The sequence below is a fragment of the Planctomonas sp. JC2975 genome, from assembly GCF_012985205.1.
Taxonomy (GTDB): Bacteria; Actinomycetota; Actinomycetes; order Actinomycetales; family Microbacteriaceae; genus Humibacter.
On sequence record NZ_JABEKS010000002.1, the window covers coordinates 127,326 to 144,353 of the forward strand.

At 67.8% G+C, this 17,028-nt stretch carries 15 protein-coding genes; 5 read left to right on the forward strand and 10 right to left on the reverse strand.

The window, feature by feature from the left end:
• Positions 1 to 2 precede the first annotated feature (2 nt).
• Positions 3 to 2,732, reverse strand: coding sequence for a hypothetical protein (locus HII28_RS14060; protein ID WP_170026238.1), 2,730 nt, complete (start codon positions 2,730 to 2,732; stop codon positions 3 to 5).
• A 148-nt stretch (positions 2,733 to 2,880) separates the two neighbouring features.
• Here HII28_RS14060 and HII28_RS14065 point away from each other — a divergent pair, with 148 nt between their 5' ends.
• From HII28_RS14065 to HII28_RS14085, 5 genes are all read left to right on the forward strand, one after another.
• Positions 2,881 to 4,260, forward strand: a complete 1,380-nt coding sequence (locus HII28_RS14065) for an MFS transporter (protein ID WP_170026239.1) — start codon at positions 2,881 to 2,883, stop codon at positions 4,258 to 4,260.
• A gap of 88 nt (positions 4,261 to 4,348) precedes the next feature.
• A complete protein-coding gene (locus HII28_RS14070) occupies positions 4,349 to 5,275 on the forward strand; it encodes an ABC transporter ATP-binding protein (RefSeq protein ID WP_170026240.1) in 927 nt (308 codons plus the stop codon).
• Complete coding sequence (locus HII28_RS14075; protein ID WP_170026241.1) at positions 5,272 to 6,111, forward strand: ABC transporter permease; 840 nt, start codon at positions 5,272 to 5,274, stop codon at positions 6,109 to 6,111. Before HII28_RS14070 ends, HII28_RS14075 begins: the two co-directional genes overlap by 4 nt.
• A complete protein-coding gene (locus HII28_RS14080) occupies positions 6,108 to 6,941 on the forward strand; it encodes an ABC transporter permease (RefSeq protein WP_346769338.1) in 834 nt (277 codons plus the stop codon). The genes HII28_RS14075 and HII28_RS14080 overlap by 4 nt, the downstream gene beginning before the upstream one ends.
• A gap of 64 nt (positions 6,942 to 7,005) precedes the next feature.
• Complete coding sequence (locus HII28_RS14085; protein WP_170026243.1) at positions 7,006 to 7,491, forward strand: DUF2269 family protein; 486 nt, start codon at positions 7,006 to 7,008, stop codon at positions 7,489 to 7,491.
• 221 nt (positions 7,492 to 7,712) lie between these two features.
• Here HII28_RS14085 and ribH read toward each other — a convergent pair whose 3' ends face one another.
• From ribH to HII28_RS14130, 9 genes are all read right to left on the reverse strand, one after another.
• The gene (gene ribH / locus HII28_RS14090; protein WP_170026244.1) at positions 7,713 to 8,186 is read right to left on the reverse strand and encodes a 6,7-dimethyl-8-ribityllumazine synthase; all 474 of its coding nucleotides are present in this window, start codon (positions 8,184 to 8,186) and stop codon (positions 7,713 to 7,715) included.
• Positions 8,183 to 9,586, reverse strand: a complete 1,404-nt coding sequence (gene ribA / locus HII28_RS14095) for a GTP cyclohydrolase II (protein ID WP_170026245.1) — start codon at positions 9,584 to 9,586, stop codon at positions 8,183 to 8,185. The genes ribH and ribA overlap by 4 nt, the downstream gene beginning before the upstream one ends.
• Positions 9,583 to 10,293 carry a riboflavin synthase gene (locus tag HII28_RS14100; RefSeq protein WP_170026246.1) on the reverse strand — a complete coding sequence of 237 codons (711 nt, stop codon included), beginning with the start codon at positions 10,291 to 10,293 and terminating at the stop codon, positions 9,583 to 9,585. The genes ribA and HII28_RS14100 overlap by 4 nt, the downstream gene beginning before the upstream one ends.
• A gap of 2 nt (positions 10,294 to 10,295) precedes the next feature.
• Positions 10,296 to 11,462, reverse strand: a complete 1,167-nt coding sequence (ribD, locus tag HII28_RS14105; protein ID WP_240977984.1) for a bifunctional diaminohydroxyphosphoribosylaminopyrimidine deaminase/5-amino-6-(5-phosphoribosylamino)uracil reductase RibD — start codon at positions 11,460 to 11,462, stop codon at positions 10,296 to 10,298.
• A gap of 656 nt (positions 11,463 to 12,118) precedes the next feature.
• Entirely contained in the window at positions 12,119 to 13,498 is a 1,380-nt protein-coding gene (locus tag HII28_RS14110; protein WP_170026247.1) for a phenylacetate--CoA ligase family protein, read from the reverse strand.
• Positions 13,495 to 14,100, reverse strand: a complete 606-nt coding sequence (locus HII28_RS14115; RefSeq protein ID WP_205864941.1) for a TetR family transcriptional regulator — start codon at positions 14,098 to 14,100, stop codon at positions 13,495 to 13,497. The genes HII28_RS14110 and HII28_RS14115 overlap by 4 nt, the downstream gene beginning before the upstream one ends.
• A gap of 95 nt (positions 14,101 to 14,195) precedes the next feature.
• Entirely contained in the window at positions 14,196 to 14,927 is a 732-nt protein-coding gene (locus HII28_RS14120) for an HAD family hydrolase (protein ID WP_170026249.1), read from the reverse strand.
• A gap of 90 nt (positions 14,928 to 15,017) precedes the next feature.
• Complete coding sequence (gene trpS, locus HII28_RS14125) at positions 15,018 to 16,028, reverse strand: tryptophan--tRNA ligase (RefSeq protein ID WP_170026250.1); 1,011 nt, start codon at positions 16,026 to 16,028, stop codon at positions 15,018 to 15,020.
• A gap of 151 nt (positions 16,029 to 16,179) precedes the next feature.
• Complete coding sequence (locus HII28_RS14130; RefSeq protein ID WP_170026251.1) at positions 16,180 to 17,019, reverse strand: exodeoxyribonuclease III; 840 nt, start codon at positions 17,017 to 17,019, stop codon at positions 16,180 to 16,182.
• Positions 17,020 to 17,028 lie beyond the last annotated feature (9 nt).

The window sequence follows — 17,028 nt, forward strand, 5'->3', positions numbered from 1 at the left end:
CGTCACCGTACCGTCACGCTGAGGGACGCACCGCCGAGCGAGAAGGTGATGTCCGCATCGCGCTCGGCGTGCGGGTCCGCGTCGTCCGGGCATGCAGGTGAGTCGAACCGGCGCGAAGGGGAGGCGACGTGTGCTCCGTCCACGGTGAAGCATCCGGCGTAGTCCGCCTCGATGTGGTTCCCGTTCGGGGCGGTCCAGCACAACCAGGGCTCACCGTGAGCGTCGATCCCGTACTCCGGATCCGTCAGGGAGCGGATGAAATCGGAGAGCGAGCCGCGCTCGTCGACGGATCCGATCGTCGCGACGTACCAGAGACCCGCGCGGCGAGGCATCCACTCCTCACCGGCCTCGTCTCCGCGCGCAATGCGCTGGAATCCGCCGTCCGTGGCGACCACGACCAGGCCGTGTCCGAGGCGCCCGCCGATCCAATCACCTTCGACGATCACCTCGTCGAAGTGCGATGACGGGAACCAGAGGTGAGTACGACCCGTCGGATCAGCCACGGGAATGCGGTGCAGGGCGATCACGGATCCCTCGTGCCTCCGCGCTCTCGGCAGCACGCGGTGGCCCGACCACGCGTTGGGTCGCACGTCACCCGATCGCGACGACGTCGCCGGATGCGTCGCGAACACCTGCGTCTCGGGTCCGAGCGTGACGCCCCAGACGTGCTCCTGCAGTCCTGGCAGCCCCACCCGGTAGTCCTCGACGCAGGCGATGGCGGCGTGCGGTGTATGGAATCCGGTGACGACGGAGCGGAACGGGCGGTCCAGAAGGTCGGTCTCGGGTCGAAGCCGTCCACTGTTCACGGTCGAGTACGACCAGTCACTCGATGACGCCCTGGCGATCTCGCGCACCACCTGAGGCACGTGATACGCCCGAGTGGTGGCCAGGGCGACAGCGGGCGCTGCCGCGGGATTGAGCGACCCCGTGCCCCAGCACAGCCACATCAGCGGGCCCGTCTCCTCGAGTCGGGCGGTTCGCAGCATCCGTGTGTACGAGCGGCCGTGGGCCGTGGCGTGGATGCCGCGCCACGATGCCGTCGCAAGCGAGCAGAGCAGCAGGTCGAGCAGTTTGCGCGCGGAGGCGGCCAACTCCTGGTCGCCCAATTCGGCCAGCGCGACGAGCGAGAAGCAGTTGATGGCGGCGTATGCATTGGACTCGAATTCGCTGAAGCCTCCGGCGAGCTTGGCGCTCAGCCACTCGGCGGCGAGCCGCGCCCCGTGTTCGGCGTGCCGTGCGCCGTCCCATCCTGTGCCCGTGAAGGTCTGGCCGGCGAAGCGGCGGCCTGCCAGATGCTCGGCGACGTGCCACACGAACTGATGGTTCTCGGTGAAGTAGCACTGCGCGTCGACTCCTGGCTGGTCGATCCAGTACTTGAACCCGAGCAACGCGTCGACAGCGGCCTGGCGGACACCCGGCTCCCAGCGCGAGTCCGGAACCCTGTGCAGTAGAAGGAGGATGCCCACCGCCTCGAAGTCGGAGCAGTCGCCTCGCTCGATGATCAAGCCGAGCGCATGCCTCAGATCGACGTGCCGGACGGTTCCGCCCGCGTCGGCGTGTGCCAGGGCCGAGGCGATTCCCGGATCCAGCACGCGTGCGTAGTCCAGAAGGTCGGTGCGCCAGTCCTCCGGAGTTCCCGTCGCCACCCGTCGCGTCGGAACCTCGGATGCATTGATCAGCGGAAAGGTGCGCGACAGTCCGTTCCGGGATCCGGTCTCGCTCAGTGTGATCAGAGCCTCGTACGGCAGGTGGTGGACCCCGGCGCGGATCGCGGGCAGCGCCACGACGGCGAGCCCCGACGCGTCGGGGGTCACGACCGCCTCGCGCACCTCCTCGACCGCAGCACCTCCTCCTGTGCCGGGCACCGAGATGCCGTGCACCCGTGCCGTGAGCGAGATGCCCGGCGTGCTGCGGAACGCGAGCTTCCCGGCAACGATCGTGGATCCTTCGAAGGCTATAGCGTCGAGCCGGGACTCCTCTGCAGCCGCCGTGTACTCGTCGGCGTCGGGCTGGTGGACCACGACCGCGACCGGCTGGCCCAGCACCCTCAGACCGACCACGTGTCGGCATTCGCGGAGGGCGAGTTGCCAGCTGGCGATTGTGACGGTCGTGATTCCGGCCTCGAGGCGTAGTCGGAGGCGATGCCGGCTGGGCTCCATGTAGGTGATGTCGTCGAACACGGCTGCGCAGTCGCCGTTCACCCACACCGCCACCGGACCCGTGCTGTGCACCTCGAGGTCGCGCCACTCTGCCTGGTCGACCTCCAGCTGAGTCACCGCAACGGCGAGGCGATACTGCGGTGTTCTGGCGAAACCGCTCCAGTCGACGAGGCCATCGGTGCCGGTGTGCGTGCGAGACAGTTCGCCGTCGTGCCTGCCGGCGTGCGACGTCCAAGCGAAGGACGCTCCCGCCGCGGCGTGCGGCATCCGCTGGTCTTCCACGAGCGGATGCCGTCGGTACAGTGCCGACTTCACCGGCGCGGCATCCGGCCCGTTCGTCAGGCGCCAGCGCGCGAGACCGTCGGGCTGCGCATCCTTCTCCCACGGTGATCCGGTGGGGGAGACGACGGCGTCGAGATCGTCGCATGGCCACTCCCAGAGCGGACCGGTCAGCCAGTCGCGCACCATGCCGTCTGCCGAGAGGCGATGTACCGTTCTGCCTGTCGCTTGCCGCACCGAGACCTCGGTGGGGTCCCCGGCGATCGTCGGAGCGGGGAGGAGGGGCGTGGACATCGTGGTTCCTGTCTCGTTTCGGCCTGGCGCTGGTTTGCCTTCTCAGCTTCTCTCTGGCAGAGTCTGCTGAACTCCGCAGTTTTCGTCAAATTGAGAAAAAGTGGCGATGACGGCTCATCCCCACACCTACCCGAGCGAGGAACCAGGAATGGCAGACACCGACGTCACCGTCCCGTCCAGCGCACCAGACGCCTCTGCGTCCTCCGTGCAGGAGCCCTTCGTCGAGCCCGTTCGGCCGACGAATCCTGCACGCTACGCACTGGGGATGTTCGCCGGCTCACTGATGAGCCCCATGGTGTCTACGTATGTCGCCTTCTTCTACGTGGACCGGCTCGGCATGTCGGCCATCGCCTTCGGTGTCGTGATGGCGATCTACGGAGTGCTCGACGCGATCGGCAATCCCATCTACGGATACCTTTCCGATCGCACTCGCACGAAGTGGGGTCGCCGGCGTCCGTGGATCCTGATCGGCGCGCCGCTGTGGGCGGTGGTCTTCATCGCCCTGTTCTGCGCGAGTGGCGCACTTCAGGGCGCGGCCCTCATCGCGTACTTCGCCGCCTTCATCGTGCTCACCCAAAGCTTCGACTCCCTGGTCACCGCGAACTACGAGGCCCTTCTCCCTGAGATCTTCACGAGTGAGCGCAAGCGCTCCATCGCGAATTCTCTTCGACAGGGATTCCAGCTGGTCGCGATGGGAGTCTCCGTCGCGCTCGTCCCGCTCATCGCGTCCGCGATCGGATACGCCCTCACGGCCACGGCGCTCGGCGTGGTTGCTGCCATCGTGCTCGTGTTCGTGGCACTCGGGGCCCACGAGGATCCGCGTCACTACGGCGATGCCGCACCCAAGCCGTCCCTGGCATCCAGCCTCCGATCGCTCGCCCGAAATCGGAACTTCTGGATCATCGCCGTCGCGAACGCCTGCTACGCCTCGGTCATCACGTTGCTCATGGCCGGTGTCGCGTTCTTCGTGAAGTACGTGCTCGGCGACGTCAAGGGAGGCAGCGCCACGTACATCCTCGCGACCGTGCTCGTGATGTCGATGGTCTTCCTCATCGGATGGACCTATGCGGTGCGTCGCTTCGGCGCCCTCGCGGTCTGGCGGGTCGCGCTCGTCGTTCTGACCTTCTCTTTCGTGCCGATGTTCTTCGCCCACACCCTCGTCGCGGCGATCGCTTCCGGAGCGGGCATCGCTTTGGGCTACAGCGGTGTGATCGCGACGACGGACCTGCTGATCGCTCGACTGATCGACGGCGACTCAGCACGCACCGGAGTGCGCCGCGAAGGCATCTTCACCAGCGCCTTCGCCTTCACGAAGCGCAGTTCTGTGGTCGTCAAGGCGCTGGCCTTCGTGGCGATGACCGGGCTCTTCGGCTACGTCAGCGGTGACGATCCCGGCCGGCACGCCGCGGATGCCGCGCGCTTCCTCATGATCGTGCTTCCCTGTGTGCTTTGCGCCGTCGCGGCCGTGTTCGCCTGGTTCGTCCGCTTCTCGCGCGAGGAACTGGTCGCCGCCGACACGGACGCCTGATCGGCTCCTCTGCGGGCACCGCCGCGGCAGGCCGAGCTCGTACCGAGAACAACCGCCGTTGTCGCCCGTGTGGGTTACGTTGTAACGCGTGCCATCACCGGTGATAGTCGCGTCAGACCTCGTCAAGCAGTACGGGGAGGTGTCCGCCGTCGGAGGCATCTCGTTCGAGGTCGCACCGGGCGAGTCGTTCGGGCTGCTCGGGCCCAATGGTGCCGGCAAGTCGACGACGATGCGCATGATCGGAGCCGTCTCCACCCGCACCAGCGGGCGCCTGGAGATCCTCGGGCTGGATCCCGACCGCAACGGGCCGGAGATCCGTGCCCAGCTGGGTGTCGTCCCGCAGTCGGACAACCTCGACGAGGAACTGCGTGTGCGCGAGAACCTCATCGTGTACGGCCGTTACTTCGGGTATCCGATGGCCAGGGTGCGCAGCAAGGCCGACGACCTGCTCGCGTTCGCCCAGCTGCAGGACAAGGCGAAGGCCAAGGTGACCGATCTCTCCGGCGGCATGAAGCGTCGGCTCACCATCGCGCGCGGCCTGATGAACGATCCGCGCATCCTGCTGCTCGACGAGCCGACGACGGGGCTGGATCCGCAGGCCAGGCACATCCTCTGGGACCGGCTGTTCCGCCTGAAGGAGGAGGGCACCACGCTCGTGCTGACCACTCACTACATGGACGAGGCAGAGCAGCTCTGCGACCGCCTCATCGTCGTGGACAAGGGCACGATCATGGCGGAGGGGACCCCGGCATCCCTCATCCGCGAGTACTCGACGCGTGAGGTCCTCGAACTGCGTTTCGGCGCCGATCGCAACGCCGAGATGGCCGAACGACTGAAGGATGCCGGCGATCGCGTCGAGCCGCTTCCCGATCGCGTCCTGGTCTACACGGGTGACGGCGAGGCCGAGCTCGCCCGCCTCACCGATGCCGGCATCCGGCCGCTCACCTCACTGGTGCGCCGCTCGAGCCTTGAAGACGTGTTCCTGCGGCTGACAGGAAGGTCGTTGATCGAATGACAACCTTGGACCACTCTTCGACGGATGCCGTCAGCCGCGTCGCCGTGAAGCCGCGCCGGTTCGGCGCGTGGTACGTCGCGGAGCACAGGCTGCGCGTGATGCGCTCCTATGTCTCGACCGTGCTCGTCGGCGCCGTCGGCACCCCGCTGCTCTACCTCTTCGCCATGGGCGTCGGGCTCGGAGCCCTCGTGAGCGCCAACCTCGGGCCGCACGCCGTCGACGGCGTCAGCTACCTCGAGTTCGTCGCTCCGGCGCTCCTGTGCACGGCGGCGGTGACGGTCGCATCCGAGGAGTTCACCTACCCGATCATGCTCGGATTCAAGTGGAATCCGACGTTCCTCGGCATCAGCTCGTCGCCGATCACCCCCGGCCAGATCATCGACGGCATGGTGATCTCGGTGATCGTCCGGCTCGTCGCCACCAGCGTCATCTACTGGCTCTTCATGCTGGCGTTCGGCGCGACGCCTGCAGGCACTGCGGTCCTCTCCGTGCTCATCGCCAGTCTCGTCGGGCTCGCGTTCGGCACGCCCATCATGGCGTACGTCGCGACACTGCAGACGGATACCGGGCAGATCGCCATGCTGATGCGTTTCGTCCTGCTGCCGTTGACGCTGTTCTCCGGCACCTTCTTCCCTCTGACGGCGATGCCCATCTACCTGCAGTGGATCGGCTGGCTCTCACCGATCTGGCACGGCACCCAACTCGCACGAGACGTCACGTACGGAGCGGTCGAGCCAGGATGGCTGGTCGCCGTGCACGTGCTGTACCTGCTCGCGCTGGTGGCGCCGAGCTGGCTGTTGTCCCGACGTACCGCAAGACGGAGGTTGTACTCGTGACCGGCGTTGAGGTTCGGACGCGAGCACAGGCGCCCGTCGGACGGCGTCCCATCCGATCGCTCTACGCGGGCAACGCGCGATCCGTCATGTACCGCGGGTGGCTGGCCACGAAGTCGACGAACTGGCTGGTCGTCGTCTCCGGCGTGTTCGAGCCGGTCTTCTACCTGCTCTCGCTCGGGATCGGTCTCGGATCGTTCGTCGGCACCGTGACCGCAGCAGACGGACGCCCCATTTCCTATGCCGCCTTCATCGCTCCGGCGCTCCTCGCCACCGCCGCGATGAACGGCGCCATCTACGACTCCACCTGGAACGTGTTCTTCAAGATCCGTTTCGCGAAGCTGTACGAAGGCATGCTCGCCACATCGCTCGGCCCGCTCGATGTCGCGATCGGGGAGATCTCGCTCGCACTGCTCCGCGGGGCGGCGTACGCGGTGGCGTTCATGCTCGTGATGCAGGTCATCGGACTGAATCTGTCGTGGTGGGCGATCCTCGCCCTGCCGGCCGTGCTGCTGGTCGCCCTCGCTTTCGCCAGCTTCGGCATGGGCATCACGAGCTACATGAAGTCCTTCCAGCAGATGGACATCATCAACTTCATCATGCTGCCCATGTTCCTGCTGTCGGCGACGTTCTATCCGCTGTCGGTGTATCCACCGGGCATCCAGGTCGTGATCCAGGCACTGCCGCTGTGGCAGAGCGTCGAGCTCGTGCGCTCGCTCACGACAGGAGCGGTGAGTGTGGGCATCCTGTGGCACGTGCTCTACCTGGCGGTGATGGCGATACTGGGCATGATCCTGACCACCAGGCGGCTGCGGGCACTGTTCCTCGATTAGCAACCCGGCACAGGAAAGCGACAGGGTGTCGCGAATGCGTTCAGAACGCCGCTAGGCTGGCCACATGAACGTGGCGAGCGTGATCTTCGACATCCTGCACGTGGTGGCAGCGGTGTTCATCGTCGGGCCGATGGCCATCCTGCCCATGACAGCGATGAGGGCCATTCGAGCGGGGCACGCCGGTCAGGTGCGCAGCCTGGCGAGGTCGACCAACGTCTTCAGCCTGCTGTCGTTGCTCACCGTGATCCTCGGATTCGGGGCGATGGGGCTCTCGGATCCGAAGTACCACACGACCATCGCGTCGACGTGGATCTGGCTGTCCATCGTCTTCTACGTCGTTGCGCTCGGCCTGACGCTCTTCGTCGTCGTTCCTGCCATGCGCCGCGCGGCCGACAACCTGGAGGGCGAAGAGATCGTCGAGGCGGAGGACCCGGCGGCCAAGGGCGCTTCGAGCGCCCAGACCGGCGGTTACGGCGCCATCGCGGGTACCAGCGGAATCGCCAGCCTGCTGCTCGTCGCCATCGTCGTTCTCATGGTCTGGAAGCCCTAGCTCCGCTCGAGCTGACGAAGGGGCGTCCGGTTGCCGGACGCCCCTTCGTGGCGCAATGCCCTCTCATGGCGCAATGCCCTTTCGTGGCTCTCCGCCCCCTCTGGGCTCCGCCCCGACCGTTTTCAGGAGCACGGGTCACCCGAGGCGATGTGCGAGCCCAAATGGCCGATTCGTCCTGAGAACGGTCGGTAGGTCGGGGATCCGCACGAGGCGGGCACCGATCAGTCGCGCAGCTCGCGCAAAACGATCGCCGTGCGCAGTGCCGCGTGCGCAGCCTCGGCGCCCTTGTCCTCTTTCGAGCCTGGCAGGCCGGCCCTGTCGATGCCCTGTTGCTCGTCATCGAGGGTGAGCACGCCGAATCCGACCGGCTTGCCGGTGTCCAGTGCGACGCGCGTGAGGCCGTCGGTGGCGGCCGATGACACGTACTCGAAGTGCGGAGTCCCGCCGCGGATGATCACCCCGAGTGCCACGACCGCGTCGGCACCGGCATCCAGCGCGGCCTTGCTCACAACGGGCAACTCGAAGCTTCCGGGCACCCGCACGAGCGACCACGTCGCCCCGGATGCCGTCAGCTCACGCTCGGCCCCCGCGATGAGCCCGTCGGTGATGGTGTCATGCCAGGTCCCGGCGACCACCATCACCCTCAGTCCGTCGGCGTTCAGAGTGTCGTGTTCGGGTGCGCCGGCTCCGCTCATCGGGTCGCGCCTTTCTGGTCGGGGGTGTGCAGGGAGGAATCGGGACGCGATGCACCGCGGTCTCCATGCGGCGCGGCGACGTGGTGCGCCAGCAGCTCGTCGTCGGAGGTCGCCGCTGCGTTCTGCTCGAACGCGTCGTCGAACTCCGGCAGTTCGGAGTCCGCGACGGGCAGCAGGTGCCCGAGCCGGTCACGCTTCGTGGCCAGGTACTGCTCGTTGAGCGCGCCGAGGCCGACGATGAGCGGAACGCGCTCCTCGACGGTGACGCCGTGCTCGGTGAGCTGGTTCACCTTGTCCGGGTTGTTGGTGAGCAGGCGTACCGAGGTGATGCCGAGATCGGCGAGGATCGCGGATGCCGCACCGTAGTCGCGTGCGTCGATCGGCAGTCCGAGCGCGAGGTTCGCGTCGAGTGTGTCGAGTCCGTCTTCCTGCAGCCGGTACGCGCGCAGTTTGTTGATCAGGCCGATGCCCCGGCCCTCGTGGCCGCGCAGGTAGATCACGACCCCGCCGTCACGCTGGATCGTGTCGAGCGCGGCGTCCAGCTGGGGTCCGCACTCGCACTTCAGGGATCCGAACGCCTCGCCCGTCAGGCACTCCGAGTGCACGCGCACCAGGGATCCGGCCGCCGCGGGGTCTCCTGCGATGATCGCCACGTGGTCGGCTCCGGTCATGCGGTCGCGGTAGGCGCGCATCCGGAACGGACCGTGCGTGGTGGGCACCATGGTCTCCACCTCGAAGATCACGCGAGAGGATTCGGGGACCGGGACCACGGCATCCGGGTGTCCGTCGGCGTGGAACTCGTTCAGATAGTCGATCAGTGACTCGATGGTGATCACCGGAACGCCCTCGCGGTCGCCGAACTCGATCAGCTCCGGCAGCCGCATCATCTCGCCGTCGTCGGCGACGACCTCGCCGATCGCGCCCACCGGCTTCATGCCGGCGAGCTTCAGCAGGTCGACGGTGGCCTCGGTGTGTCCGTCGCGCTCGCGCACGCCGCCGTCGACGGCCCGCAGCGGCACGATGTGGCCTGGCCGGTGGAGACTCCTGGCGGTCGATGACGGGTCGGCGAGCACGCGCAGGGTGTGGGCGCGATCCGCGGCGCTGATGCCGGTGGAGAGCCGGTCGGCGGCATCGACGGTGATCGTGTAGTTGGTTCCGCGGTCGTCCTCGTTGTCCACCACCATGACCGGCAGCTCGAGCTTGTCGGCGAGCTCATTGGTCAGCGGCGCGCAGATGAAGCCCGACGAGTGACGCACCAGCCAGGCCACCCACTCCTGCGATGCCGACTCGGCGGCCAGCACGATGTCGCCCTCGTTCTCACGGCTCTCGTTGTCGGCCACGAGCACCGGGCGTCCGGCGCGCAGGGACTCGAGCGCCTCGGGGATGGTTGCCAGCGTCATGCGTTGCTCCTCACATCGGAGTCGGTGTTCCTTGTGCCGGCCGGGCCGGCGGATGCCCCACTCGGGGCACGGAAATCGGAGTGACGCGGTTCATCGGATGACTCGCCGACGGCGAGCATCCGCTGCACGTGCCGCGCCAGGATGTCCGTCTCCACGTTGACCCGATCGCCCACCTCGCGCCGCCCCAGCGTCGTGGCGGTCAGGGTCTCCGGGATCAGCGACACTTCGAACCATTGCTGAACGGCGTGCGGATCGCTCACCGCTGAGACGGTCAGCGAGACACCGTCGACCGCGATGGATCCCTTGCGCACGACGAGTGAGGCGATGTCGGGGGAGAGGCTGAAGCGCAGCACGCGCCAGGCTTCTCCGGGGGTTACGGCCAGCAGCGTGGAGATGCTGTCGACGTGGCCCTGCACGATGTGCCCGCCGAGCCGATCGCCGACGAGCGCCGCACGCTCGAGGTTCACCCGGGTGCCGATCCTGGCGTCGTCGAGCGTGCTCACGGCGAGCGTCTCCGCCATCACGTCGGCCGTGAACGTGCCAGGGCTCTGGTCGACGAGCGTCAGGCACACTCCGCTCACCGCGATCGAGTCGCCGTGATTCGCCCCCTCGAACGCGACGGATCCGCTCACGGTGAGGCGGGCGGCATCCGCCGTGCGTTCGACGGCGAGGATCTCGCCGACCTCTTCGATGATTCCAGTGAACATTGTCATGCTCCTCGGGGTGTGCTGAGCGGGGGTGCGGAACGTTTCGTGTCGCCGGGGCGAGCCGCGGTCGTGGAGTCTGAGCGGTCCGGCCCTGGCTCGGCTCCGGCCGCCTCGGCCGTGTCGGAGTCACCTGGCGCGAGGTCGAGCCGTCGCGCGGCCTCGTCGCGCGCGACGATCAGCACGTCGTTGCCCAGCTGTGCGACGTGCGCCAGCCTGAGTGTGAGCTGGTCGGCGATGGTCCCAACGCCGATGTCGGTGAGCGCGACGCGCGGCCCTCCGAGCAGCGTCGGCGCCAGGAACACGTGGAACTCGTCGACGAGCCCGTCGCGCACGAACGCACTGGCCAGCGTCGGCCCTGCCTCGACGTAGGCGGTGCGGATGCCGCGCTCGCGCAACTCGACGAGCGCCGCGGCGAGGTCGTGCCCACCGAGGACGATGGGGGTTCTCGGATGCCGCAGCACAGCGGCATCGTTCGGCACCGGTCGGTCGCCGAGAACCACGGGGACCGGCTGTCGTGCCAGCAGCTCACCGGCGTCACCCCGCGCCGTCAGCGCCGGGTCGTCGGCGAGCACGGTGCCCGTGCCGACGATCACGGCGTCGGATGCCGCCCGCTGCTCGTGCACGTGCTGCCGAGCGGCGGCGCCGGTGATCCAACGGCTGGTGCCGTCGGCGGCGGCGGTGCGGCCGTCGAGGCTGCTCGCCCACTTGAGGGTCACGTGCGGCCGGCCAAGGCGCGCCGCGGTGAGCCAGTCCTCGATGAGACGGGTGGCGGCATCCGCCTCCACGCCGGAGATCACCTCGACGCCCGCGTTCAGCAGACGGCGGGCGCCGCCGTGCGAAGCGTGGCCAGGATCCTCGACCGCGTACACAACGCGGGAGATGTCGGCGGCGATCAGAGCCTCGCTGCACGGGCCGGTGCGGCCGGTGTGATTGCACGGCTCCAACGACACGACCGCCGTCGCGCCGGACGCCTGTTCCGGCTGGAGCTTCGAGAGTGCGTCGACCTCGGCGTGCGGTGTTCCCGCGCCCCGGTGCCATCCTTCGGCGAGCACCGAACCTTCGGGGGAGAGGATGACGCAGCCGACGCGCGGATTCACGCCCTCGGCGGGCCCGAGCGTGGCGAGCTCGAGCGCTCGGCGCATCGGCGCCTCGAACCCCGTCTCGATCATCCCGGTCTCCGTCTGTCCTGCTCGGTCCTTGACCGAGTCCCTGTCACTGCCGGTTCTGCGAACCGGTCCGGACGGACTCCGGGGAAGTCGGCCAACGCCGACGGCACGGATGCTGACACATCCGTGCGCGTGCTGCCTCCCATCCGGACTCTGCCGCACCAGAAGAACTGGATGCGTCATCACCGTCGGTGCCGGAATTCCACCGGCTCAACCTCGGCTTACGACCGGCCTTCGATGCGGATCCTCGCGGACTCGCCTTTCCAGCAGGCTCTCAACCTCGGCTCGCGGACTTTCACCGCCGGTTCGGACTCTCACCGACCCCGGAGCACTACGTACACCCTACCCAACACGCCCGACGCCCCCGTATTCCCGCGTCACGACCGCCGCGGCGGTCCGATTCCCGTCGCCGACCGCCCACAACCCTGGTCCCGGACGTGCCCGTTTCACCTCCCGAACGTGCCCGTTTCGCCCCCCGAGGGTGCCCGTTTCGCCCCCCGAGGGTGCCCGTTTCGCCCCCCGAGGGTGCCCGTATCTCCTCCCGAGGGTGCCCGTTTCGCCTCCTGAGGGTGCCCGTTTCATCTCCTGAGGATGCGAGTTCCGCCTCCCGAGAGTGGCCGTATCTACTCCCGAGAGTGCGCGACTCCGTCCCGGACGCCCTACCTCGCCGGCACGAACGGGATGATCCGCCGGAACTTCCCACCCGCTTCGCGTTGCGGCGCCTCTGCCGCACGCTCGACGACGGCATCGGCCACACCGTGCTCGGCGAGGGCGCGCACGATCGCGTCATGCACGCTGGACCACACGGAACTCTCGAACTCGGATGGTCCACCCGTGCTCAAGCGCACCCGCAGCGTATGCGGATCCGTCTGCAGCAGCTGGTATTGCTGGACGCCCGGCAGGCGGTCGAGCAGCGTGCCGAAGAGCATCGGGGACAGCTCGACGCGGCGCCCGCAGTCGTCCGTGAACGACAGCATGTCCATGGCCCTGCCCTGCACGCGCACGGCTGGGAAGATGCTGCCGCACGGGCAGGCATCCGGCCGCATGACGATGCTGTCGCCGAGGTCGTAGCGCAGCACAGGCTGCACGCGGTTGGCCAGGTTGGTGAGCAGCGCCGTGTGCGAGAGCGTGCCGGGCGCGACCGGCCGGTGGTTGGCATCCACCGCCTCTAGCACGGCCCAGTCGGAGTTGATGTGATACCAGCCCTCCGAGCAGCCGATGCCGAGGTAGCTGCACTCGGTCGCGGCGTATGCCGCGCGCACTGTTGCACCGAACGATGTCGTGAGGCGGTCGCGAACCTCCGGTGTGAGCGTCTCGCCCCCCGGGATGACGACCGCAGGATGGATGCGCAGCCGTCCCGCCTGCCGCTCGCCTGCCAGGATCGTGAGCATGCCGAGGAAACCGCTGAGCATCGCGGGATCGAACCCGTTCAGCTGGTCCACCAGCCGATCGAGGGGCTGCGCGATCGAGAAGACCTGCATCCGCTTGCCGAGCGCAGGGTGGTCGAGCTGGAAGCGGCGGGTCCCCGCCACGGTGAAGAAGTGGCCGCCGGGCGCGGTGACCACCGCGGTGCGTGCACCCTTGGCGAGCATCCGGATGACATCCCGAGCGCTGAGCAGTCCACTCGCCCGTGATCCGAGCGCGCTCTCCATCGCCAGAGCACGCTCGTCGAACACGAAGAGTCCACGGATCCCGCTCGTGCCCGACGTCGTCGCCACGAGATACCTGTCCAGGAACGGATGCCCCACCAGCTCCGGATCCGCCGCGAACGCCTCGACCCGCTCCCGCGTCACGTCCCGATCGGTGACCCAGTCGTCGAAGTGCGCCATGAGCTCGCTCTTGCGCGTGACCGGCAGGACGGACGTGTCGTCGACGCGATCGGGGAGCCCACGGTACAAGTCGCGGTAGTAGGGCGAGCGCTCGCGCGCGAACGCGACGAGGTCCGCAACGCGATCGCGTTGCCGGCGGCGGATGCCCTCTTGCCCTTCGCGAACCGAACGTCGTGCGTCTCTGGCGAGGTCTCGTGTGGTCGCGGTCATACGCTCACACCCCTCGCCGCGACCTCGAGCGCCCGCTCTGCGGCATCCCACAGACCGTCCTGGGCGAGGCCGAGTCGCGCACCGGTCAGGGTGACCTGCTGGATGGATCCGATCACTGAGCCCGTGATCGCGGCCGCCGTCACGGCATCGAGGTCGTCCGGGAAGGCATCCAGCAGCCGGTCGGCGATGCGCTGCTGGAGGTCCAGCAGCAGGTAAACGGTCTTCGTCCGAAGCGCCGGCGTCGTCAGTGAAAGACGTGCCATGGCCGAGGTCTCGATCGCCTCGCGTCTCGGTGCGCTCGCACGCACGTGTCTCGCGTACTCCCGCACGGCGCGCACCAGCGCCTCGCCCGGAGTCTCGCCTGCGTCGCTGCGGCCGATGGCATCCAGCAGGACGTCGACGTCGAGGTCGAGCTCGTTGAAGAGCACCTCGTCTTTGCTCGGGAAGTAGTTGAAGAACGTCTTCGGGTCCACGTCGGCGGCTGCGGCGATCTGCGCGACCGTCGTCTTGTCGTAGCCCTGTTCGTCGAAGAGCCTGACCGCAGCGGCGACGATGTTCGCCCGGGTCTGCTGCTTCTTGCGTTCGCGTCGCGTGGCATCCACCCGAACAATATACACACGATGGAAAAATACAGTGAGTGGAAAAATCTGAGTTCGCCCACTCCCGCCTCAGCGCCGGACGTGGAAGGCGGCCGCGGTCAGGAGAGCAACGCCGGCAGCTGCGCCAGCGAGCCGATCCGCAGCACGCCGACCGCGTCCGCCGTCTCGGATGCCTCCGGCGTCACCTCGACCGCGTGCCGGTCGATCCACACACCGGTCAGCCCGGCTTGGGCCGCGCCGATCGCATCCGTCGCGAGACGGTCGCCGACGTACACGGCCTCGGCGGGCTGCACGCCCAGCCGTTCGCACGCGAGCAGGAAGATCCGCGGACACGGCTTGGTCACCCCGACGTCGCCGGAGGCGATCACCTCGGCGATCTCGTCGCCGAGGCCGACCGCGTCGATCTTGCGCAGCTGATAGTCGAGCTCACCGTTGGTGATGATGCCGAACCTCACGTCGGGCGAGTTCGCACGCAGCGCGTCGAGACACGGGCGCACGTCTTCGTGCAGGTGCCAGCTGTCCACGTAGTGCTCGAAGTACCGGTCGAACCAGGCCATCTCGTCTGCCGAGGCGAGGGATGCTCCGTGCCGCGACGCGAAGTCCCTCGCGCGCGACTTGCGCTGTTCGTCGAAGTCGACTTCACCGGCCAGATACCGGTGGTAGTGCAGCTCCTCCAGCCCGCGCCAGGCCTCGACTTCGGCCGCGGCATCCGATGCGTCGTACGGATGCCCGAGCGAGCGCACGTGCGCCACGATCGCCACGGCGACCGCTTCGCGGTGTGCGAAGAGCGTGTCGTCGAGGTCGAAGAGCACGGCCCGGATCGTTGTCATGTGCGGGCTCCGATCAGCTCTGCGAAGGAGACTCCATCGCGATCGCGTGGCATGCCGTTCTCGCGGTGCGCGACATGCCGTGCAACCGTCTCAGAGTCGCACGCGCCGCAGGAACCCAACGGCCTCGTACGCCTTGGCAAGAGTCGCCTCCGCCACCTCGGCGGCGCGGGCCGCGTTCGCGGCGAGCAGGCGGTCGAGCTCCGCTGGATCGGCGAGCAGCTCGAGCGTGCGAGCGCGAACGGGCTCGAACTCGCCGATCACGACCTCCGCGAGGCCCTTCTTGAGGTCACCGTATCCGCGGCCCTCGTACTCGTTCGCGACGGTCTCGAGACTCTGACCGGAGAGGGCGGAGTAGATCGCCAGCAGGTTGGACACGCCCGGCTTGGCCTCACGGTCGAAGCGGATGACGGCGTCCGTGTCGGTCACGGCCCGCATGATCTTCTTGCGCGTGACGCCCGGCTCGTCGAGCAACAGGATGAGACCGGCAGCGGAGTCGGCGGACTTCGACATCTTCGACGTGGGATTCTGCAGGTCGTAGATGCGGGCGGTGTCCTTCTGGATCATCGCCTTGGGAACCACGAACGTCGTGCCGAATCGCGAGTTGAACCGCTCGGCCAGGTCGCGGGTGAGCTCGACGTGCTGACGCTGGTCGTCACCGACCGGCACCACCTCGGCGTCGTACAGCAGGATGTCGGCGGCCATCAGCACGGGATAGGTGAAGAGACCGACGCTGGTCGCGTCGGTGCCGTAGCGCGCCGACTTGTCCTTGAACTGCGTCATGCGGCCGGCCTCGCCGAACCCGGTGATGGTGTTCAGCACCCAGGACAGTTCGGCGTGCGCGGGCACGTGCGACTGCACGTACAGCGTGGACGCGGTGGGGTCGATCCCCGCCGCGATGTACTGAGCGGCCGTTCGGCGCGTCTTCTCGGCGAGCTCCTTCGGATCCTGCGCCACCGTGATGGCGTGCAGGTCGACGACGCAGAAGAACGCGTCGTGGTCCTTCTGCAGCTCACGCCACTGCAGCAGTGCGCCGATGTAGTTGCCGAGGTGCAACGAATCACTCGACGGCTGGATGCCGGAGAAGAGGCGGGGCTTGCTCATGCGCTGTTCTTTCTACTGCTGAGGTATGTCTGTTGGGCGCTTCTGCGACGAGGGTGCAGAACTGCTGTGTCGCACCGGTGTTCTCTCGCACCCGTGAGTCTTCCCGATTCTGGCGAATCGTGAGACCGGGCGGCAGAGAGACGCGAAGCGGTCAGATCGCGTAGTCGACGACGACGGGGGTGTGGTCGGACCATCGCTCCTCGTAGGAGGGCGCCTTGTCGACGTGGTACTCGACCATTCTGGACGCCAATGCCTGAGTCGCGAGCTGGTAGTCGATGCGCCATCCGGTGTCGTTGTCGAACGCCTGACCGCGCCAGGTCCACCAGGTGTACGGACCGTCCACCTCGCCGGCGCTCTTGCGACCGAGGTCGATCCAGCCGTAACCGGCACCGTCGTTGTAGTGCTCGTCGTCTTCTGCGCCCATGAAGTGGTCGAAGTACGCACGCTCCTCCGGCAGGAATCCGGCGCGCTTGACGTTGCCCTTCCAATTCTTGATGTCGAGCGTTCGGTGCCCGACGTTGAGGTCGCCCATCACCGCAGCGAGTTCGCTGTGCTGGGGCAGGGCCTTCATGCGGGCATCCATCGCGTCGAGGAACCGGTACTTGTACGTCTGCTTCTCGGTGCCGGCCTCGCCGGAGGGCACGTAGGCGCTGACGACGGTGACGATCGAGCCGTCGACCTCGTAGTCGGCCTCGAGCCAGCGTCCTGCGGTGTCGAAGTCCTCTTCGCCGAGCGCGACCCGGTGGATGGATGCCTTGCCGCGGCTCGCCAGCGCCACGCCGGCGCGACCCTTCGCGGTCGCCGCGTCGTGCAGGATGTCCCATTCGTCGCCGAGGAGCCCCGTGAGGTCGTCCGTCGAGGCACGCACCTCCTGCAGCGCAAGGATGTCCACCCCGCGCCCGTCGAGCCACGCGCCCATGCCGCGGCGGAACGCGGCTCGAATGCCGTTGACGTTGACCGTGGCGATGCGCAGCGTGCGGCGTGGGGGCATGGGTCAGAG